Below are 19,300 nucleotides of genomic sequence, written 5' to 3'. Positions count from 1 at the left end.
GAAGGCTTCGATGTCTCCCCGACGAACGCGAGCTGTGGGCAGTGGGCCCGGACGGCATGCTGTACGTGATCGACCTGGCCTCGCGTCGCATCGCCGCGACCTTCGCCAGCGGCCTGGACGGCGCGCACCGCCTGGCCTTCACCCCGGACGGCCGCCGGGTCATGGTGGTCAGCGTCAATACCGGCGCGCTGGCGGTGTTCGACGCGGCCAGCCGCACGCTCGTCAAGCGCCTGCAGATCGGGCGCGGCGCTGGCATCCACATGGACGCCAGCGGCAACCGTGCCTTCGTTTCGTGCACGTCTGACGGCTTTGTCGCCGTGATCGATCTGGACTCGCTGCATGAGATCGAACGCATCGTGGTCGGCCGACCCGATGGCATCGCGCTGGCGGTGCGCCCTGTACCCCACAAGCCATGAGCCAGCAACAGGGCGCTCGCGTGCGGATGCCACGGCGCGCTGCAGGCCACTTCGTGGTGCACGCATAAAACAGGGAAAACCGATGAGTCTGCTCTATCTCCTCATGGCTCTGGCCGGCGGGGCCGGCCTATCAATCCAGGCCGCGGTCAACAGCCGGCTGAGCGCCGGTGTTGGCAGCCAGGCGCTGGTTACCTCGTTCTTCTCCTTCGCCATCGGCGCGCTGTGCCTGGGTGTGGGGGCAGCGTGTCAGGCCGATTGGCAAAGCGTCCCCGCCAACGGTCGGGCAGCAGTCGTAGTGGCGTTGGCTGGGTGGCGTGATCGGTGCCGGCTTCGTGTTCACCACGGTGTTCCTGGCCCCGCGCATCGGCGTCACCAAAGCCATGTTCCTGTTCATCATCGGCCAACTGGCCGCCGGCATGTTCATCGACAGCGTCGGTCCGATCCAGGTGCCGGTGCGCCCGGTCTACTGGTGGAAGTTCGCCGGCCTGGGCGTGATGCTGATGGGCCTGGTGTGTTTCATGTTCGGCGATCGCCTGTCCGCGCACGACTGACATGGGCAACGGCTGATATAAATCTGTGTTATTGACTAAATAAAATAACAGGATTGGATTTATTTCATGTGCGATCGCATTATCCTCCCATAGTCGTAACGCCGGCGGGCCTGGCATCGACCCGACCGAGCCATTCATTTGATCGACAGCCAGAGGGGCCTGGCGCATCTGGCCCGCACGACTTCAGAGGAAAACACCATGAGCAAGATTGCAGTTTTGGGCCTGGGCGCGATGGGATCGCGCATGGCCGCCAACCTCATCAAGGCCGGTCACAGCGTGACGGTCTGGAACCGCAGTCCGGCCGCCGCCGAGGGGCTGGTCGCCGCTGGCGCCAGGCTGGCAACCACTCCGAAAGAGGCCGCCATCGGCGCCGATTTCGTGATGGCAATGGTGCGCGACGACCAAGCATCGCGCCAGGTCTGGCTGGATGCCAACGCCGGCGCGCTGGCCGGCATGGCCGCGGGCGCGATCGCCATTGAAAGCTCGACGCTGACCGCCGAGTGGATTCGGGAGCTGGGCGCGCATGCGGCAGAGCGTTCGCTGGGCCTGATCGAAGCCCCGGTATCGGGCACGACGCCGCAGGCCGAAGCGGGGCAACTGGTCCACCTCATCGGCGGCGAGGGGGATACCCTGGCGCGCGCTGAGCCGGTCCTCAAGGCGATGGGCTCGTCCATCCAGCACGTCGGCCCGCTGGGCGCCGGCGCGCTGACCAAGCTGACAACCAACACCCTGCTGGGCATCCAGGTCACTGTGCTGGGCGAGCTGATCGGCATGCTCCGGCACTCAGGTGCAGACGTGGCGCGCGTGCTCGAAGCCGTGGCAGCGACGCCGGTATGGAGCATTGTGGCGAGCCGCATCACCGGGTCGATGCTGTCGGGCAACTTCGCACCGCAGTTTCCCATCGAGCTGATCGAGAAGGACTTCGGCTACACCCTCCAGGCCGCCGGTTCGGACGTCGCCGCACCGACCATTGCTGCGGCACGTGGCGTGTTCCGCAGCGCGATCGAACGTGGCCTGGGCAAGGACAACATGACCGGCGTGGTCAAACTGTTCACTGAATGAAGTGAAGTCGGCTCAGTGATTCATAAATTCAAGGCCCGGCCCGCAATGGGAGTTTCGCCCCCCCTCATGCAATGGGATCGGCAAGAAGAACCCAGGTAGCGTGATTCACTTGGGGCGACGCCTTCATGCCCGGAGGCGCCTCACCTGAATATCCACCAAGAGATTAAGGGCACCTCGAATAACCATGCCGGAGTCGATGTGGCGCATGCATGGAGGTGACGATGCTTGGAAACATCAGCACTCTGACATGGTCGGCCAAGCTCTCAGCTCGCCGACGCTGCGCGCGAGGCGTTCTTCTGGCCTGCGGCATTCATACCGGCCGCATCCCGGCCTGCTGCAATCGTGCCAGACGCAGCAGGTTATGGCCGGCAACCTTCAATCCGATGACCACCTTCGCACGTGCCAAGCCGAGCGTGCGTAGACACTTGCCACCTTGTTGCGTCAGTCGCGCGAATGCGTGCTCGACAAACACCCGATCTTTCGCGATGCGCTGATTGCGCCGCTGCTGGGCCGAGCTCAATGCGTTGCCGCGTGTACCTTTGTGCTGGATGTCCACACGATATCCCTCTTGCTTCAAGCGGGCTTCACGGTCCCGGTCGGCATAAGCGCTATCGGCACGAAGTATGCGTGCGGTATTACCCGCATCCAGCAACCGCTCGAAGTACCGGCTGTCATGCACGTTCGCGCTGCTGACCTCGTGCACGCGAATGAATCCCCAGCGACGATCGACATTGGCGTGCAACTTGTAACCGTAATAGGAGCTGCCGTGCTTGCTCGTCCAGCGCGCATCCACGTCCTTCTGCGCGCGCTTGGCATCGCTCCAATCCTCCGGGATGTCGTTCTGCTTGATGCGCGCGTTTTCCTCGCGCGTGTTGCGCTGGATCGGCGCACTGACGATGCTGGCATCAATGATCTGCCCGCCACGGGCAATGTAACCGGCGCGCGCCAGTTGTCCGCTGATCGCCGCATCGATATCTCCGATCACGTCATTGTTCTTCAGCCGCTCGCGCCATACCCAGATCGTCTTCGCATCCGGCACCTTGCCGCTCTTCTCCAGACCGACGAACCGAACGAAGCTACGCCGATCCAGCAACTGATACTCCAACGCATCGTCGGAAAGGTTGTACAACTGCTGCAACAGCAACACCCTGATCATCACCTCAGTCGGCCACGCTGGCCGGCCACCCTTGGCCTTCGGCCCGAGCGACAGCCTCGCATCCACCGCACGGGCAATACCGCCAAAGTCGATGTGACGCGACAACACGGCCAGCGGATCACTCAATTGCTGACGTTTAGCATCACGTTCTTCACCGGCGAACAAACTGATCATCTGTAGCACCCTCCGCTAGCATCGCATTACGTCAATGATGACAGGATGCTGGGGTTTTTAGAGATTCCCTAAACAAAGTCGGCCCAGGCTTGCATCATCGGACGACGTTGCTCCAAGAGATCTGTACGGTGGTAGGCGGCCTCGACCTTGTCCTTGACCGTGTGCGCTAATGCCCACTCTGCCAAGTCACGGGCATAACCTTGCTCGCTGCACCAGTCGCGGAAGCTCGACCGGAACCCGTGCGCGGTCGCAATACGCCCAGGCGTGTCACTAGGTGCGTTCACTCTCCGCAATAACGCTGTAAGCGTCATGTCCGACATGACGGAACGCGCCTGCACAGAGGGAAAGACGAGCTCGTCGTGATGGTCTTCCAAGCGCCTGAGGAGCTCGATGGACTGCTCCGACAATGGAACTCGATGTAGCTGTTTGGCCTTCACACGAGCCGCAGGAATCGTCCACAGCTTCGTGCGGAGGTTCACTTCTGCCCAGGTCATCCCGCGCACCTCACCGGAACGACTGGCATTTAGGATGAGGAACAACAAAGCATTCCTCGTGACTTCGTACTCGCCAGCTCCTGCAAGCTCTGCTTTCACAAACGATGGGAGCTTTGCCCAGGGCATTGCTGGCTGATGCTCCTGCCGAACAGACTTTCCTGGTTGCAGCGGAAGCAGATGTGTTACGACATCGACTGGGTTGGCTTGGTTGAATCCGTGCGCCCAACCCCACGCCATTACCGCGTGTAGCCGTTGCTTCACGCGACTTGCTGTCTCTGCTTTGTCGAGCCAGATGGGGCGGAGGACATTCGCAATGTGCCTGGGCTGCAACTGGTCGATGGGAAGGGAGCCAATCCGCGGAACCGCGTACTCATTCAGCGTATTAAGCCACTGCTGTGCGTGCTTGGGATTCTTCCATCCGGGCTTTAGGGATGGTCTGATCAACGCAGCCGGAAAACGAAACACGCCACATCCGCCGCGCTGAGGGCGCTCAAACCCCCGGTTTTTTGCCGTTTTCGNCTTGCGCTTGCTGTTGTACTCCGCGTCGCCGAAGGTCAGTTGCATCGTCATCGTCCTGGTGCCTCTGTGCGATTGTCGCAGGATCAGGGGGAGTTGTTCAGAGTTTCCTTAGTTCCGCGTGGAGTAGCTCCGCTGCTTCCTGAAAGGTCGGTGTCTTCGGCTTAGCGTGGTCAGCCGCCTTAACCTCCAACGGATCCTGCCCACCCGCGATTTGCTCGCGCATTTCTCGTGCCAGCTTACCCGCCAGAGCAATCCCAACTTCAGGATAGGCTCCCAAGCCGGCGTTGCGCCGCTTGCCCGTGGCAGGACTGACGTAGCGCAGCACCCACTTACCCTGCCCCTTCTGCGAGGGCGAGGGATGCAGCGTCAGGCCGGTTATGACTCCGTGCGGGACAGCCTGACCACCAGGGCTCAGGCTGCGAGCCTTTGCATCCGTGATCAAGCCCATGTCCTTCCTCGAACCCCCTGTTTCCGGTATGCCATCCAGTATGCCATTTGATGTTTGCTTCGTTTGGGTGTCGTTGGGGTGGATTGGCACGCAGGTGTAGCTAAGCCGCTGAACCGCGTGCTAAAATTTTTGAAAGTTGAGATCGGCTGGGTCCTGTTGGGCATTGCCCAAGCAGTCCCTCTCTCCGCCAGATTCATGATGTGCGCGACGACTCGGTCGCAGCAGATCCGGGCCATGCCACTGGCCCACGTCTTATGGTGGCCCCGTCGGTCCCTCGCGACGCTAGATCGAAAATCCCGCCAGGGCCGGAAGGCAGCAACGGTATCGATTGATGCGGGCGCCGAGGTCAACCGGCGGGGACACCACCCCAATCCCCCGGCTGCTCCGCAAACCACATGCGCTGTGGCGACGTGTGCGCTGTCGTCGTAGATAGAACCGGGGATCGGGCAACCGGCAGCAGTTCAAACCCGCCCACGTTGCCTGCGCTCTGGCCTGCTGAGGCCTGCGCACACAAAGGTGCAACACCCGCGCATCGACCTCATCGCGACTCGGGATGCAGCCAACCCGCATCGCCTTCGAGGTAATGCTCGTGCTTCCAGATCGGCACGCGCGCCTTGACCTCGTCGATGATGAAACGGCATGCATCGAAGGCTGCGCCGCGGTGCGCCGCACTCACGCCGACCCACACCGCCATGTCGCCGATGCGCAGCTCGCCCACGCGGTGCACGCAGTGTGCGTGCACGATGGAAAACCGGTGCATCGCCTCGTCCAGCACACGCTGGCCTTCGGCCTGCGCCAGTGCGGCGTACGCCTCGTAGCGCAGCCCGGCCACAGTGCGACCATCATTGTGATTGCGCACCCAGCCCTCGAAGCTGGCAAAGGCACCGGCATGCGGATGTTCCATCCCGCCGCGCAGATGATCGAGCGGCAACGGGACATCGGACAACGCAAACACTGCGGCCGTCTGATCGCTCATGCTCAACCTCCCGACACCGGCGGAATGAACACCACTTCGCTGCCGTCGCGCAGCGCATCCTCCCAGCGCGCGAACGCGCCATCCACGGCCACCCGCAATTGCGCGGGTGTCCAGCGCAGGCCGTGCCGCGCATCGAGCTCGGCGTACAGCCCACGCAAGCTCTGCGCATCTGACTGCACGCGCTCGTCGGCCATGCCCGACGCCTCGCGCAGGCTGGCGAAATACAGCACCGTCACCGTCGCAGTCATCGCGCCGCTCCGATATCGCGCTTCCCGCCACGCTTGGATACCAGCTTGGTCGGGCCGATGATCATGCTGTGCGATAACGCCTTGCACATGTCATAGACCGTCAACGCGGCCACGCTGGCACCGGTAAGCGCCTCCATTTCCACGCCGGTACGATGCACGCAACGCACCGTGCAACGGATGTCCAGCACCTGCTCGCCGGCCCAGTCGATCTCGAAACGACACGCATCGATCGGTAGCGGATGGCAGAACGGAATCAGCTCGTGCGTACGCTTGACCGCCATGGTGCCGGCAATCACTGCGGTTTCCACGATGCCGCCCTTGGCGCTGCGCAAGCCGTTGGTGCGCAGCTGTACGGCGATGGCGGCCGGAAAGCGCACGCGACTTTCCGCGGTGGCGCTACGGGCGGTGACCACCTTGTCCGAGACATCCACCATGGTGGGAAGCCCGGCATCGTCGAGGTGGGTCAGGCGTGCGGAACGGGATTTTGCAAGCATGGGAAGCGACGCGAAGACAGGCAATCAGGATGCGGCATTCTCGGTGAACGGGGTGCCTTGATGGAACAGCAACTGCCATCCATCAGCATTCCTGCGCCACAACGAGCTGTGCAAGGCCTGCCGCTCGACGCCCTGACGGCGATCCACCGACCGGTAGCGCAACTGCGCAAGATCCGATGCAAGCCGCACGCACTCAAAGCCATCGGCGTGGTGCTCGGCAGCAACACCGGGGGCGCGCAAGGCCGCGATCACCTCGCTGCGCGTGTACCGACGGCCCGACGCGGCGAACTCGACAAACGCCGGATCGAGCAGCGCTTGAAACGCCTGCACATCGGCACGCAGCTGCGGATCGAGCAGACGCAGCACTAAAGTACGAAGCTGAGCTACCAGCGCGTCCTCGCTCATCCGCCGATCAGGAACATCTCGACCGGCTTGCCGCGACGCGGCGCCGATGCGCGCACTTCGCTGTAGCGGTCGCCGCGCAGACTCCAGCGCTGCCGCAGATGCGTCGCCAGCCCCTGCTCGCCGTCGGCCAGGGCCGGCTTGAGGTCATGGCCCTGGCTGGCGAACAGGCAGGTGTACAGATGTCCATCGGCCGACACGCGTGCACGCTGGCAATCGCCGCAGAACGGCACGCTGACCGAACTGACAAACCCCACCTCGCCGGCACCGTCTGCATACGCGTGACGCTGCGCGACCTCGCCGATGTAGTTGGCATCCAGCGCCCGCAACGGCCAGCGCGCGTGGATGCGCGCATGCAGCTGCGCCGAGCTCACCACCGCGTCCGGCGTCCAGCCGTTGCAGCTACCCACGTCCATGAATTCAATGAAACGCAGCACATGCCCGCTGCCCCGGAAGTGCTCTACCAGCGGCAACACCTGGTCTTCGTTGACGCCGCGCTGCACCACGCAATTGATCTTCAGCCGCTCGAACCCGGCCCGTTCGGCCGCGGCAATGCCGCCCAGTACCTGTGCGATCTCACCGCGCCCACCGCTCATGCGCTTGAACAACGCAGGGTCCAGCGCGTCCATGCTCACCGTGATCCGGCGCAGACCGGCATCACGCAGCGCCTGGGCCTGCCGCGCAAGCAGGGCGCCGTTGGTGGTCAGCGCCAGGTCTTCGATGCCATCGATCACCGCCAGACGCGCAATCAGGCCAGGCAGGTCGCGCCGCAGCAGCGGCTCGCCGCCGGTCAGGCGCAGCTTGGTGACACCCACGGCCACGAAGGAGCGCACCAGCGTCTCCAGCTGATCGAAACTCAGTCGCTGCTGCGCATCGAGGCCGTAATCGTCGGGCACACGGTCGGCCGGCATGCAGTAGCCGCAACGGAAGTTGCAGGCCTCGATCACCGACAGGCGCAAGTCGCGCAGCGGGCGGCCGTAGCGGTCCTGCATGGGGGCACCAGCCAGAGTAGGCAGCGTCAGGGCGCCCATCAGCGCACCCTGGCGGCGGTCGGGTCCGCCAGCGCCAGATATTGCCCAGGCACGGCCACGCAATGACCACGTGCACGCAGCACATCGCCGTCGGCGTCGCTGGCGTAGTGGTACAGCAGCATGCGGCTCAACAGGTCCTGCGGGTATTCCCGCTCCAAATCCTCCACGCCAGTATGCGACGGGTTACCGTGAAGGCCGCAGTCATGCGCGATGAGCTCGCCATCGTCCGCATAACGCTTCAGCATTTCCGGAATGGGCCGGGTATCGCCGGTCCAGACCAGCGCCCCCTTCAGACGCAAGCCGTAGGCCGTCTCCGGCCAATGGTGGCGCACCGGGAACACTTCCAACCGCACGCCGTCGTGCCAGAACGCATCGCCGACCGGCACCAGCTGGAATGCATCCCAGAAGTTCGCCCCGCCCTCGGCCAGCACGTTCGGGTAATCGGCAATGCGCCGCTGCAGCAGCGGCACGACTGGCGCCGGCACGTACAGGCGCGTGCGCCCGCGGCGCTCGGAGAAATAACTGTCGACGAACACCCGCTCCAGCCCACCGACATGGTCCAGATGCACATGGGTGATGAAGATCGCCTGCGGCAGCCGGCCGTAGTGCGCCTGATAGGCAGTCAGCCCCTCGCTGCCGCAATCGATGGTCAGCCATGGCGCGCCGGCACGCTCGAGCGTGGCCATCGGCGAACCGAGCGCCACCGCCGACGCATTGCCGACCCCCTGCATGCGCAACGCCCATTGCATCAGTAACCCCGGCCCCAGGCCAGTTCGTAGGCGCGATGCAGGCGCTCGTAGTCCTTGTCGACATCCTCGCGGCTGCGGTCACCGCGCAGCTTCAGCAGCGAACGATGCAGTCGCTTGAGGTTGCGCTCGCGCCAGCGCGTGGCCGGGATGCGCAGCACGCCTCGGTCGAAATCGATCAACCAGCCATGTCCGCCGGCATCGAACAGGATGTTGTGGGCATTGAGATCGGCGTGATCCAGCCCGGCGCGATGGAAGCGCGCGATCAGCTGTCCGGTGGCCTCCCACGGCGCACCGCGCCCCGCCACCTGCGCGTGATCGGCCAGCGAGCGCACGTTTTCCAGCCGCTCCATCAACAGCGCCGCGCGATAGCCCAGGCCTTCGCGCAGATAGCAGGCGGCCAGCGGTCGCGGTACCGGCAGGTTGCGCTTGATCAGCTCGCGCATCAACCGGAACTCGGCAAAACTGCGCGTGCGTCCTGCGCCTTTCCACAGGTATTGATCGCGGCTCACGCGCGCCGCTATGCCGCCACGCAGGTATTGCCGCAGGACGCTGCGACCGAACGGCGCATCCACGAACCACGCCCCGCCGCGGCCGCCCTCGTCGACCGGCCGCGCCCTGTCGCCCCAGCGCTGCGGCGAAAACAACCCGGCCTCAGCTTGCCGCAGCCGTTCGCGGTCGAACAGAATGGCACCATAGCCGCGGCCCTCGCGGTACGGCGTCAGCGCTTCGGTGGCGTCGAAAGAAACCATCTATCGAGTCTAACAACACCATGGCTGTAACGCCTGCATCGCTGTGTCTGCTGCGTCTGTCCGCCCTGGGCGACGTCACCCACGTGGTGCCGCTGGTGCGCACGCTGCAGGCGGGCTTCCCGCAGACAGCGCTGCACTGGATCATCGACAAGGCCGGGCTGAAGTTGCTCGACGGCCTGCCCGGCGTGCATTTCCACGCTTACGACAAACGCAGCGGCGTGGCCGGCATGCGCGCGTTGCGCCAGCAGCTGGCGCCGCTGGGTCGCTTCGATGCCCTGCTGCAGATGCAGGTGGCGTTGCGCGCGAACGTGCTCTCGGCCTTCGTGCCGGCGCGCCGGCGCATCGGCTACGACCGCAGCCGCTCCAGGGACCTGCACGGCCTGTTCGTCAACGAACGCATCGCCGACCGCCCCGGCATCCACGTACTCGACGCCATCGGCAGCTTCGCCGAGCCGCTGGGCCTGCGCCAGAATCAGGTGTGCTGGGATCTGCCGGTGCCCGAGGACGCACATGCCTGGGCGCAGGCGCAGTGGCAGGACGATGGTCGCCCGGTGCTGATGATCTCGCCCTGCTCCAGCCACGCACGGCGCAACTGGTACCCGGACCGGCATGCCGCCCTGGCCGACCATGCGGCCGCGCAGGGCTGGCGCGTCGTCCTGTGCGGCGGCCGCAGCGATCTGGAGCGCAGTACCGCCGATGCCATCATCGCCGACGCGCGCACGCCGGTGCTGGACCTGGTCGGCAAGGACACGCTCAAGCAGCTGCCCGCCCTGCTCGCCCGCGCGGATCTGGTGGTCACGCCGGATTCGGGGCCGATGCACATCGCCAATGCGATGGGCACCAAGGTGCTGGGACTGCATGCGGCCAGCAATCCGCGGCGCAGCGGGCCGTATTCGGATGTGCGCTATTGCGTGGACCGCTACGACGCGGCTGCGCGCAAGTACCTGCACACGCCGGCCGACCAGCTGCGCTGGGGCACCAAGATCGAGTTCGATGACGTGATGGCGCTGATCACCGTCGAGGACGCGATTACCGCCTTCGAACGCTACCGCGCCGATCATCCCGGCTAGAAGGCAATGCGCGCCTGTAGGCGCCAAGGCTGCAGGCCAGGCAATGCCTGCGTTCTGCCGCTTTGCGCACCGGCACCACGCGCGAACGCTGGCAATCGGCCCTGAGGCACAGCCGCAGGCATGCGCCGCGCCATGTTGCAATCCCCCTCTGCGTGGATCGATCGCGCCAACCCACGGCGGCGCGATCAGCCGGACCAGGCCCTCAGGCCTTGCTGGCGCGATAGTCCTGGTAGGACTTCTCTTCCACGTACGACGAGCCCAGCGCCAGGTTGATCTGCTTCTTGATCCGCGCACGCTCGTCGTTTTCGATATATACGCTGCGCGCGAGCTGCACGAAGCTGTCGTCGAAGGCCTGCGCCTGCTCCTTGAGCCGGATGTCGTCCTCGATCACCCACAGCCGCTCGTTGACGGCCTTCAGTTCGGCACGCAGACGCACGATGTCGTGGCCGGCGGCCGGGTGCGCCATCCAGCTGGTTTCCAGCGCAGACAGCTCATTGCGCACATTGGCCAGCTTGGCCACATCGCGCATGCGCTCGGACTTGATCTGCAGGATCGCGATCTTGTCGAGCAGTTCACCAAAGGACACGGGCACCAGGATCTCGGACATGACAGGCCTCCAACGGGAATCGAGCGGATTGTAGTCATCGCCGCAGGCAGCGATGGCCACACATAAACAAAAGCCCCCTTGCGGGGGCTGATGCGAATCTGGCGGAGAGGGGGGTGATTCACTCGGCACTACGTGCCTTCGCCCTGCGGGCGGCTTCGCCGTGCAGGCAGCTGCGCTGCCTGTCGAACCCGGGGCGTCTCATCCCCCCAATGCCGCCGGCGAAACTCACGCGGCACTGGCACACCTGCTCACCTCAATTTGGCGGAGAGGGGGGGATTCGAACCCCCGAGGCGCTATAAACGCCTGCCTGATTTCGAGTCAGGTACATTCAACCGCTCTGCCACCTCTCCAGATGGTCCCCAGTGTCCTGGGGCCGTGCATCATACGGGCACACGGCCCCGGCCACAAGCGGCCCGGGCCGGTGCCAGGTGGCCCCTTCACCGGCCGGGCGTGAACAGGCACTGCGCCGTTCGCCGGCCGCGTGTTGCTGCTGGCCGGTCGGGCCGCGATGATGGTGGCGCACCTTCTCCCTGGCGACCCGGCCCCATGCTCGAATTCGGACACCTTACCCATGTTGGCCTGCGCCGTGACCTCAACGAGGACACCTACTACGGCGACAGCGAACTGGGGTTGTGGCTGGTGGCCGATGGCATGGGGGGGCACGCCTGCGGCGAGGTCGCCAGCGCACTGGCACGCGAAACCATCGTGCGCGAAGTGCGCGCCGGCACCCTGCTGGCACAGGCCATCCGCATTGCCGACGAGGAAATCATCAAGACCTCGCGCCGCTGCAACGACACCTTGCCGATGGGCACCACCGTGGTCGCCGCACGCGTGCTGGGCCAGCGCTTCGAAGTGGCCTGGGTCGGCGACAGCCGCGCGTATCTCTGGCGCGACGGACGCCTGGCCCAGCTGAGCCAGGACCACAGTTATGTGCAGGAACTCATCGCCCAGGGCACGCTCACCAGCGAGCAGGCGCGTGCGCATCCGCATCGCAACGTGGTGACCCAGGCGCTGGGCGTGACCGACCCGGCGCATCTCAACGTCGCCACCATGCAGGGCGAACTCAAATCCGGCATGCAACTGTTGCTGTGCAGCGACGGGCTGACCGAGGAAGTGGACGATGCCGCGATCGCGGCAACGCTGTCGCAGGCCGATTGCAGCGCGCAGGAGTGCGTGGAATGCCTGGTTGCCGCAGCGCTGGATGGCGGCGGCTCGGACAACATCACCGCCATCCTGGTGCGCAGCTACTAAAGGCGCGCTTCGCGCTGCCCGAGCACGTCGACAGCCGCGTTGCAGCTTGATCCGCGCGAGGTGCATGGAGAGCGGCTGGGCGAGCTACGCCCGACGACATCCCCCGCCACTCGCCTATTGCTTATCGTCGCCTAGCCGGCGGCCGCAACCTCTTCGACCGGCCGATCCCATAGCGCACGCCCGGCCTTCTTGCGCAGCTGCGCCAGACGCGCCTCATGCGCCTGCGCCTCGGAGGCAGTCACCGCCACGCGCGGGCGCGGCAACAGCAACGCCGGGTCGAAGGTGATCGCATTGCCGCCATCGCTGGCATGCTGGCCGGCATCGGCGCTGGCGAAGCCGATCTCTTCCTGCCCGGAGGTCAACGCGATGTACACATCGGCCAGGATCTGCGCATCGAGCAAGGCGCCGTGCAACTGACGGTGCGAATTGTCCACGCCCAGCCGCTTGCACAAGGCATCCAGCGAATTGCGCTGCCCCGGATAACGCTCGCGCGCCATCATCAAGGTGTCGACCACGGTGGCGCGGTCGATGATGCGGCCGTAGCCGTCGCCCAGCAGCGCCAGTTCGTTGTCGAGGAAGCCCAGGTCGAATGCAGCGTTGTGGATGATCAGCTCCGCGCCGTCGATATAGGCGAGAAATTCCTCCACCACATCGGCAAACAGCGGCTTGTCGGCCAAAAATTCCAGGGTCAACCCGGTCACTTCCTGCGCGCCGGGTTCGAAGTCGCAATCGGGTTTCAGGTAGCGATGGAAATTGTTGCCGCTCGGGCGCCGCTCCAGCAGCTCCACCGCACCGATTTCCACGACGCGATTGCCCTTGCGCCATTCCAGGCCGGTGGTTTCTGTATCGAGAATGATCTGACGCATTGAATCCTCTTACGCGGTTGCGCTGCCACTGCGCTGGGCAATGGCCTGATTGCGGGCGAGCACGTCGACGCGTTCGTTGTCCGGGTCGCCATTGTGGCCTTTGACCCAGCGCCAATCGATGCTGTGCCGCTGCGTGGCCGCATGCAGTCGCTCCCACAGTTCGCGGTTTTTGACCGGATCACCGCCCGCAGTCTTCCATCCACGCCGCACCCAGCCGGACATCCACTCGGTGATGCCCTGTCGCACGTATTGCGAGTCGGTATGCAGAACGATCTGGCACGGCTCGGTCAGCGTTTCCAGCGCCATGATCGCGGCCATCAGCTCCATGCGGTTGTTGGTGGACACCGCTTCGCCACCGGCCAGTTCCTTCTCGCGACCGTTGTAGCGCAGCAGCGCCGCCCAACCGCCCGGACCGGGATTGCCGAGGCAGGAGCCGTCGGTATGCACTTCAATGGATTTCATCAGTTTCCAGGGTTGCAACGTAACTAGGGGTCAAATCGTGGCCACCGGCTGCGGCCAGCGCGAAGGCAGCGCAATCGGGGTCGGCGCGATCGGTGCGCAGGCGCGCTTTTCCACTTCGAGCAGATACACCGCGCGCCAGGGCGCGCGACCGGGATCGGACGAGCCACGCCCGACACGCCAGATCGGCCCAAGATAGCGCTCCGTCTCCACGGTCTGCAGGCCGGCGCGCTGCGCGAGCACACGCCAGCGATCCGGGCGTAGCGCCACCGGGCCGCGACGCGCCCAATGGACGCGGTAAGGGCTCAACGGGTTGAGCGTGAACAGCCACAGCCGGCCACCCGGCATCAACAGGCGCTCGCACTCAGCCAGAAAATCCGCCGCCCCGCCAACCACGGCATGCTGCACCACGATGGCCTGCAGGCTCTCGGTCGGTAGCGGAAACGGCATCGCACAGCGGGCATCGCCGGCAAAACGTCCGGCATTGCGAAACAGGCGCAGGCCACGGCCCTGCAAGCGCTCGCGCGGCGGCATATCGCCGCTGGGCGTGACCCACAGCCAGGGTTGAGATGGACGCGCCTGCAGCGCCTCTAACGCCAGTCGGCGCTCCAGTTGCAGCAGGCTGCGCCCCGCCCCCGTATCAAACCAGGTTGAGACACCAGCTTGACGGGAGAATGGCGTGGCAGGCATGGTCCCAATTCTATGCGACTGATCGCCCTGCCCGCATTCGACGACAACTACATCTGGGCATTGGTCTCCGCCGATGGCCGTGCCATCGTGGTCGATCCAGGGCAGGCCGAGCCGGTGATTGCCGCCGCAGAAGGCGGCGGATGGGTCCCGAGCGCTGTCCTATTGACCCACCACCATGCCGACCATATCGGTGGCGTTGCGGCGCTGCAGGCGCGTTGGCCGCAGTTGGAGTTTTTCGGGCCCGCCGACGAGCGCATCCCTGCAACCGCCCGCCAGGTGGGCCAGGGCGAGCGCTTGCGTCTGCTCGGAACTGCATTCGAGGTGCTGGAGGTTCCCGGCCACACCCGTAGCCATATCGCCTTCGTGACCGACAGCCACCTGTTCAGTGGTGATACCCTGTTCAGCCTAGGCTGTGGACGCATGTTCGAAGGTACCGCTCCGCAGATGTTCGACTCGTTGCAGCGCCTGGCCCGATTGCCCGGCGAAACGCTTGTGTGTTGTGGCCATGAATACACCCTGGCCAACGCGGCCTTTGCGCTGCACGTCGATCCCACCAACGCTGCCTTGCAGCGCCGTCAACAGGAAGCCCAGGCCATGCGTCAAGCAGCCCGTCCTACCCTGCCGATTTCGCTCAAGAGTGAACTGGCCACCAATCCGTTCTTACGTACCAGCAGTTTTGAAATCCGCTCCGCGGTAGCACCACGCGCAGCCGGCGCAGCTTTCTCCGAAGTAGACGTTTTCGCTGAACTTCGGCGCTGGAAAGACGAATTTCGCGCATGAGGCGCCTTGTTTTGGCAGTGCTGGCCGCCTGTGCGGCCACCGCGCCGGCGGCTGCAGCGTCCACCGATGCCGGTCGCCCGACATCGGCCGAGAGTTCCCCTATCTCGACCAGCGCGCCCAGCATGCGGAACGGGCGCGAGATCTTTTCGTCGTTTCTGGAAGGCCGCGCCGATCCCGGCTGCGACAGCGAACATAGCGACACCCGTTGGGAACAGCATTTCTCGCGTGCGCCCGCGCGCTTGGCCGACGACGCACAGGATGTCTTGCCGTTGTTCGGCTATGTCGTGGACGAGTTGCGTGCCGCCGACATGCCCACAGAATTTGCGCTGATCCCGTTCGTCGAGAGTGGCTACCGCCCCGGCGCGCGCAACGGCAGCGGCCCGGCCGGACTCTGGCAATTCATCGCCACCACGGCCCGCAACCACCATGTTCCGGTCGGCGCGCAATACGACGGCCGCCTGTCGGCGGTGGATTCCACCACGGCAGCGGTGCGCTACCTCAAGACGCTGTACGGCATGTTCGGCGGCGACTGGCGCCTGGCACTGATGGCCTACAACGCCGGCGAGTACCGGGTGTTGCAGGCGATGCGCAGCGCCGGGATGAACGCCCAGAACGCGCGTCCATCTGAATTGCCGGGCATGTCCAAGGTCACCTACGAGTACGTCGAAAAACTGCACGCGCTGGCCTGCGTCCTCGATCATGCGCAGCAGCAGGGCAATCTGTTGACGTCCCTGGACCGCCAGGTTCCGGTCCTGACCGAACACGCGCTGCCTGCCGGCACCAGCCTCAACGCCTGGGCCGGGCAACGCGCGATCGAACCGCAGCTGCTGGCCCGCCTCAATCCCGCCGTGGCAAGCGCACGTGCCGCGCCCAAGGGTGTGCACGTGCTTGCGCCCATTGCACCGGCGCAGCCTGGGTCCGGCGGTGCAGTTGTCGCCACCGCGTCCCCGACGACCGATACGGACGCCGACACCAGCGCAACGGCAGCAACAGTGGCCAGTATCGCGACTGCCAAATCCTCCAATGTGCCTGCCAGGACCCACACCGTCCGCAATGGCGAATCGGCCTGGGCCATCGCACGCCGCTACGGCATCACTGTCGCCACTCTGCTCGCCAGCAATGGCCTGGACAAGCGCGCCGTCCTCAAGCCGGGCATGGTGCTGTCGTTCAACGATACGCCCTGACATGGCCCCTTCGTTACCGATGGGGACTTGAGTGCGGACGCTGGTCGCGAATGTCGGTAAAGCCCAGTTGCTCCACTGATACCGGCGGCGCATGCGCTCCATCAAGCATGCAATGACGCACTCGCACAACGACATCGGTTCACGTCTGACAGCGCGCACCGGGCGTGAAGACAGCGGCTCCCGCTTGAGCTTCTGAACTCTGCAGGATCTTCGCTGCAGTGCTGTTCCGGGATGCACTCGCGAACCCTCCACGTACTGATTCCCGACCATCCTGGTGACTCACACCCCTACCACGAGCTTGACCCTCCCCGCACGTCGCCGTTGACGCGGGAACGCCCAGCCCCATCCCCGGCGTAATCGCGAGCGCCCTCGCTCGAACAGCCACCCAGGCAATGCGTCGGCCCTGCCGTCGCGGCGGGGCAAGCCTCCGCTCAACGTGCCTGGGCGGGCACCCCCGAGCAACCCCTGCTGGTCTGCAGGTCGAGCGCGATGGCCGCGCCGGCAGAGTTACCGCGACAAGGCCGACGGCGATGCCCTCACCGCCCGCTGGAACACCGACAAGCGCTGCACATTGAGCCCTGGCCAAATTAGCCAGCCAGACAGCCAGACAGCCAGACAACGTTAGCGAACCGCGCCACCGGACCCGCGCACATCCACACCCCAAGCGGATGCGCTCTACCAAGCCTTGCGCATTCGTGGCGTCAGGCCTCTACGCGTGCGCGTTTCAGCCCACGCGCAGGCCTACTGCGCCGCGCAGATTCCAGACATGAAAGAGCCCGGTTACCCGGGCTCTTTCATGACACCACGCAACAGCACGCCGTTACAGCTGCGCTTCTTCGATCTGGATCTTGTACCGCTTGCGCATTTCCTTGACGTAAGCCTGCGCGGCGTTGTTTCCGTCGATCTGGCTCAGCTGCTCGCGCAGCATCGTCTGCTGCCCGGCCGGCATCTGCTTCAAGTCGCCCGGCGTGGCCTTGCTGATGACGAACACCGCAAAGCGCCCGCCATCCAGCTCCACTTTGCCGACCGCCGGCTTACCCTCGCTCGGGCGAGGAGCGCTGAAAATTGCGCGGTTTGCGGCCGGCGTCGGGATTGGTGCAGTGCGCGGCAGCCCCGGAATCGGCTGCAGTTGCAGCTTCTCGTTCTCCGCCAGCGCCTGCAGGGTTTCGCCCTTCTGCACGCGGGCCAGCAATGCGTCTGCAGCGGCGGCAGCGGCCTTTTCGGTGCGATCCGCATGCACGGCAGCAATCACCTTGTCGCGCACCTTGTCCAACGGCAACGCCTGTTCGGCGGTGTGGTTGGTCACGCGCAACACCACGCTGTGGTTGGGCGCAATGGTGATCGGATCGCTCACCGTTCCGTCCTGCACCAGCGTTTCGGAGAATGCCGAGCGCAGCACCACCGGATTGGCGGCAATGCCGCTGGCAGTGGTCCGCGAGAACGGGCCCAGGGTCTGCACCGGCAAACCGACCTGCTTTGCGGCCGGCTCCAAGGCGGTGGGGTTCTTGTAGATCTGATCCACCAGCTTGCCGCTGACATCGGCAAATGCCTTGTCGGCATCGGCCTTGAGCTGCTCGGCAGCAAGCTGGTCGCGGACCTGCTCAAACGACTTGCCCTGCCCGCCCTTGACCTCGCGCAGCTGGATCACGTGATAACCGAATTCGCTCTTGATCGGCCCGACCACCTCGCCCGCCTTCATCGAGAACAGCGCATCTTCGAATGGCTTGACCATCGTGCCCTTCTCGACCCAGCCCAGATCGCCGCCGGCATCCTTGGAGCCAGGATCCTGCGAATTGGCCTTGGCCAACGCGGCGAAGTCGGCGCCTGGCTGCTTGGCATCGGCGGTCAGCTTGGCAGCCTTCGCTTCTGCTGCCTTCTGCGCAGCAGCATCGCTGCCGCCAGTGATCAGGATGTGCGACGCCAGACGCTGATCCGGCTCGACAAAGCGCGCCTTCTCTTCTTCGTAGCGCTTGCGCAGCGTGGCGTCATCGGCTGCCGTGGCCGGCGGCATCGTGGCGGCGTTGAGCTCCACGTATTCGATGCTCACCGTCTCCGGCTGACGGAAATCCTGCATGTGCGCGTCATACCACTGCTTGATCTGCGCATCGCTGACCGGCGCAGTGTCGGCCGCCGGCGCCGGCAACATCGCCAGTTCCACGTCACGCGTTTCGCCCATCAGCTTGAGCAGACGCTCGAACTCGGTCTTGGTCGCAAAACCCGATTCGGCCACGGCCTGCGGAATCACCGACTGCTGCAGGCTGTCGCGCACCAATGCATCGAACTGCGCAGGCGTGCGCGGCGGCGTGCCTTGCGCCAGGGCGGCGCGGTACTGATCCGGGCTGAACTTGCCATCGACCTGGAACGCCTGGATGGTGGTGATGTAATCGCGCACCGTCGCATCGCCGATCACGATGCCGGCATCTTCCGCACCAAGCCGCACGACTTGCTCGTCTACCAGCTGGTCGAGCACCTGCAGCTTATTCTCGCGGGATTCGAAGGCGCGTGGGTCGAAGTTTTCACCCTGACGCTGACGTTCCTGCATCCGCGCCTGTTCGAAACGCGCGCGGAAATCCTGCGTGCTGATTTCATGGTGCTGCCACAGCAGCGAGACCGGCCACCACGTCGGCGCAGACTTCCACCAGGTCGGTGGCGCCTGCACCTTGGCGACGTTATTGGCGCCAATGCCGCCCAGGTAGCTGTTGTCGATGACGAACAGGAACGGAATCATCAGCAACCCCAGGATGGCGGTGGCGATCCAGCCTGACGTCTTGTCGCGAAGTTTCTGCAGCATTGGCAAATCACGGCCTGTGGGCGAGCCGCGCAGTGTAACCCGCCTGACGCCACGCACCCAGCCCGGCGCCCGTCCCTCCGGGATCGCAGTGCAAAAACAGCCGATCCGGAGCGATACAGGCGCATTCGGTGTA

At 64.9% G+C, this 19,300-nt stretch carries 22 protein-coding genes, 1 tRNA gene, 1 other RNA gene and 1 pseudogene; 9 read left to right on the top strand and 16 right to left on the bottom strand.

Annotated elements, in window-relative coordinates; genetic code table 11:
• Positions 1-41 precede the first annotated feature (41 nt).
• The 4 genes and pseudogenes from XCSCFBP4642_RS25805 (at position 42) to XCSCFBP4642_RS0107795 (ending at position 2,029) form a co-directional block, all read left to right on the top strand.
• Complete coding sequence (locus XCSCFBP4642_RS25805; RefSeq protein WP_053329532.1) at positions 42-416, top strand: YncE family protein; 375 nt, start codon at positions 42-44, stop codon at positions 414-416.
• A pseudogene (locus XCSCFBP4642_RS30705) lies at positions 340-624 on the top strand (hypothetical protein); the annotation flags it as partial. The gene XCSCFBP4642_RS25805 and the pseudogene XCSCFBP4642_RS30705, both read left to right, overlap by 77 nt.
• 106 nt (positions 625-730) lie before the next feature.
• On the top strand, positions 731-967 hold the full coding sequence (locus XCSCFBP4642_RS30375; protein WP_053329531.1) for a DMT family transporter: 237 nt from the start codon (positions 731-733) through the stop codon (positions 965-967).
• Positions 968-1,105: 138 nt separating this feature from the next.
• The gene (locus XCSCFBP4642_RS0107795; RefSeq protein WP_200859736.1) at positions 1,106-2,029 is read left to right on the top strand and encodes an NAD(P)-dependent oxidoreductase; all 924 of its coding nucleotides are present in this window, start codon (positions 1,106-1,108) and stop codon (positions 2,027-2,029) included.
• A 310-nt stretch (positions 2,030-2,339) separates the two neighbouring features.
• On the opposite strand, the gene XCSCFBP4642_RS0107785 is transcribed toward XCSCFBP4642_RS0107795, so the two are convergent.
• The 3 genes from XCSCFBP4642_RS0107785 to XCSCFBP4642_RS24275 form a co-directional block, all read right to left on the bottom strand.
• Complete coding sequence (locus XCSCFBP4642_RS0107785; RefSeq protein ID WP_029219295.1) at positions 2,340-3,359, bottom strand: IS5 family transposase; 1,020 nt, start codon at positions 3,357-3,359, stop codon at positions 2,340-2,342.
• Positions 3,360-3,427: 68 nt separating this feature from the next.
• Positions 3,428-4,417: a tyrosine-type recombinase/integrase gene (locus tag XCSCFBP4642_RS24280; RefSeq protein WP_235048279.1), complete on the bottom strand. Its 990-nt coding sequence runs from the start codon at positions 4,415-4,417 to the stop codon at positions 3,428-3,430.
• Between the two features lie 52 nt (positions 4,418-4,469).
• Entirely contained in the window at positions 4,470-4,820 is a 351-nt protein-coding gene (locus XCSCFBP4642_RS24275) for an Arm DNA-binding domain-containing protein (RefSeq protein ID WP_053329530.1), read from the bottom strand.
• A 263-nt stretch (positions 4,821-5,083) separates the two neighbouring features.
• Here XCSCFBP4642_RS24275 and ffs point away from each other — a divergent pair.
• Positions 5,084-5,180, top strand: an RNA gene (ffs, locus tag XCSCFBP4642_RS26640) — signal recognition particle sRNA small type.
• A 178-nt stretch (positions 5,181-5,358) separates the two neighbouring features.
• On the opposite strand, the gene XCSCFBP4642_RS0107775 is transcribed toward ffs, so the two are convergent.
• Genes XCSCFBP4642_RS0107775 through XCSCFBP4642_RS0107745 form a run of 7 tightly spaced genes read right to left on the bottom strand, consistent with a single transcriptional unit; the run spans position 5,359 to position 9,469 of the window.
• Positions 5,359-5,802 carry a molybdenum cofactor biosynthesis protein MoaE gene (locus XCSCFBP4642_RS0107775; RefSeq protein WP_029219294.1) on the bottom strand — a complete coding sequence of 148 codons (444 nt, stop codon included), beginning with the start codon at positions 5,800-5,802 and terminating at the stop codon, positions 5,359-5,361.
• Positions 5,799-6,044 (bottom strand): MoaD/ThiS family protein, encoded by a 246-nt coding sequence (locus XCSCFBP4642_RS0107770; RefSeq protein ID WP_029219293.1) that lies wholly within the window; start codon positions 6,042-6,044, stop codon positions 5,799-5,801. The genes XCSCFBP4642_RS0107775 and XCSCFBP4642_RS0107770 overlap by 4 nt, the downstream gene beginning before the upstream one ends.
• Positions 6,041-6,538 (bottom strand): cyclic pyranopterin monophosphate synthase MoaC, encoded by a 498-nt coding sequence (moaC, locus tag XCSCFBP4642_RS0107765; RefSeq protein ID WP_029219292.1) that lies wholly within the window; start codon positions 6,536-6,538, stop codon positions 6,041-6,043. Before moaC ends, XCSCFBP4642_RS0107770 begins: the two co-directional genes overlap by 4 nt.
• Before the next feature lie 24 nt (positions 6,539-6,562).
• The gene (locus XCSCFBP4642_RS26635; protein WP_033898143.1) at positions 6,563-6,943 is read right to left on the bottom strand and encodes a nuclear transport factor 2 family protein; all 381 of its coding nucleotides are present in this window, start codon (positions 6,941-6,943) and stop codon (positions 6,563-6,565) included.
• Entirely contained in the window at positions 6,940-7,971 is a 1,032-nt protein-coding gene (gene moaA, locus XCSCFBP4642_RS0107755; protein WP_029219290.1) for a GTP 3',8-cyclase MoaA, read from the bottom strand. The genes XCSCFBP4642_RS26635 and moaA overlap by 4 nt, the downstream gene beginning before the upstream one ends.
• A complete protein-coding gene (locus XCSCFBP4642_RS0107750; RefSeq protein ID WP_029219289.1) occupies positions 7,971-8,720 on the bottom strand; it encodes an MBL fold metallo-hydrolase in 750 nt (249 codons plus the stop codon). Before XCSCFBP4642_RS0107750 ends, moaA begins: the two co-directional genes overlap by 1 nt.
• On the bottom strand, positions 8,720-9,469 hold the full coding sequence (locus XCSCFBP4642_RS0107745) for a 3-deoxy-D-manno-octulosonic acid kinase (protein WP_029219288.1): 750 nt from the start codon (positions 9,467-9,469) through the stop codon (positions 8,720-8,722). Before XCSCFBP4642_RS0107745 ends, XCSCFBP4642_RS0107750 begins: the two co-directional genes overlap by 1 nt.
• 20 nt (positions 9,470-9,489) lie before the next feature.
• Here XCSCFBP4642_RS0107745 and XCSCFBP4642_RS0107740 point away from each other — a divergent pair, with 20 nt between their 5' ends.
• Positions 9,490-10,539: a glycosyltransferase family 9 protein gene (locus tag XCSCFBP4642_RS0107740; RefSeq protein WP_029219287.1), complete on the top strand. Its 1,050-nt coding sequence runs from the start codon at positions 9,490-9,492 to the stop codon at positions 10,537-10,539.
• Between the two features lie 202 nt (positions 10,540-10,741).
• On the opposite strand, the gene XCSCFBP4642_RS0107735 is transcribed toward XCSCFBP4642_RS0107740, so the two are convergent.
• Positions 10,742-11,146: a DUF6165 family protein gene (locus XCSCFBP4642_RS0107735; RefSeq protein WP_029219286.1), complete on the bottom strand. Its 405-nt coding sequence runs from the start codon at positions 11,144-11,146 to the stop codon at positions 10,742-10,744.
• A 259-nt stretch (positions 11,147-11,405) separates the two neighbouring features.
• A tRNA-Ser gene (locus tag XCSCFBP4642_RS0107730) sits at positions 11,406-11,496 on the bottom strand.
• A 196-nt stretch (positions 11,497-11,692) separates the two neighbouring features.
• On the opposite strand from XCSCFBP4642_RS0107730, the gene XCSCFBP4642_RS0107725 reads away from it, so the two are divergent.
• On the top strand, positions 11,693-12,397 hold the full coding sequence (locus tag XCSCFBP4642_RS0107725) for a PP2C family protein-serine/threonine phosphatase (protein ID WP_029219285.1): 705 nt from the start codon (positions 11,693-11,695) through the stop codon (positions 12,395-12,397).
• Positions 12,398-12,528: 131 nt separating this feature from the next.
• Here XCSCFBP4642_RS0107725 and dnaQ read toward each other — a convergent pair whose 3' ends face one another.
• Genes dnaQ through XCSCFBP4642_RS0107710 form a run of 3 tightly spaced genes read right to left on the bottom strand, consistent with a single transcriptional unit; the run spans position 12,529 to position 14,412 of the window.
• Positions 12,529-13,263 (bottom strand): DNA polymerase III subunit epsilon, encoded by a 735-nt coding sequence (gene dnaQ, locus XCSCFBP4642_RS0107720; protein WP_029219284.1) that lies wholly within the window; start codon positions 13,261-13,263, stop codon positions 12,529-12,531.
• 9 nt (positions 13,264-13,272) lie between these two features.
• On the bottom strand, positions 13,273-13,725 hold the full coding sequence (gene rnhA / locus XCSCFBP4642_RS0107715) for a ribonuclease HI (RefSeq protein WP_029219283.1): 453 nt from the start codon (positions 13,723-13,725) through the stop codon (positions 13,273-13,275).
• Between the two features lie 30 nt (positions 13,726-13,755).
• A complete protein-coding gene (locus XCSCFBP4642_RS0107710) occupies positions 13,756-14,412 on the bottom strand; it encodes a hypothetical protein (protein WP_029219282.1) in 657 nt (218 codons plus the stop codon).
• Positions 14,413-14,424: 12 nt separating this feature from the next.
• On the opposite strand from XCSCFBP4642_RS0107710, the gene gloB reads away from it, so the two are divergent.
• Both gloB and XCSCFBP4642_RS0107700 read left to right on the top strand, forming a co-directional pair.
• Positions 14,425-15,192, top strand: a complete 768-nt coding sequence (gloB, locus tag XCSCFBP4642_RS0107705; RefSeq protein WP_029219281.1) for a hydroxyacylglutathione hydrolase — start codon at positions 14,425-14,427, stop codon at positions 15,190-15,192.
• Positions 15,189-16,376, top strand: coding sequence for a lytic transglycosylase domain-containing protein (locus XCSCFBP4642_RS0107700; protein WP_029219280.1), 1,188 nt, complete (start codon positions 15,189-15,191; stop codon positions 16,374-16,376). The genes gloB and XCSCFBP4642_RS0107700 overlap by 4 nt, the downstream gene beginning before the upstream one ends.
• Positions 16,377-17,196: 820 nt before the next feature.
• Here the strand turns inward: XCSCFBP4642_RS0107700 and XCSCFBP4642_RS0107695 are convergent.
• On the bottom strand, positions 17,197-19,167 hold the full coding sequence (locus tag XCSCFBP4642_RS0107695; protein WP_029219279.1) for a peptidyl-prolyl cis-trans isomerase: 1,971 nt from the start codon (positions 19,165-19,167) through the stop codon (positions 17,197-17,199).
• Positions 19,168-19,300: the final 133 nt, after the last annotated feature.

Origin of the sequence: Xanthomonas cassavae CFBP 4642, from assembly GCF_000454545.1 — a bacterium.
In the GTDB taxonomy this organism is placed as follows: domain Bacteria; phylum Pseudomonadota; class Gammaproteobacteria; order Xanthomonadales; family Xanthomonadaceae; genus Xanthomonas; species Xanthomonas cassavae.
This window is presented reverse-complemented; position numbering and strand designations above follow the sequence as displayed.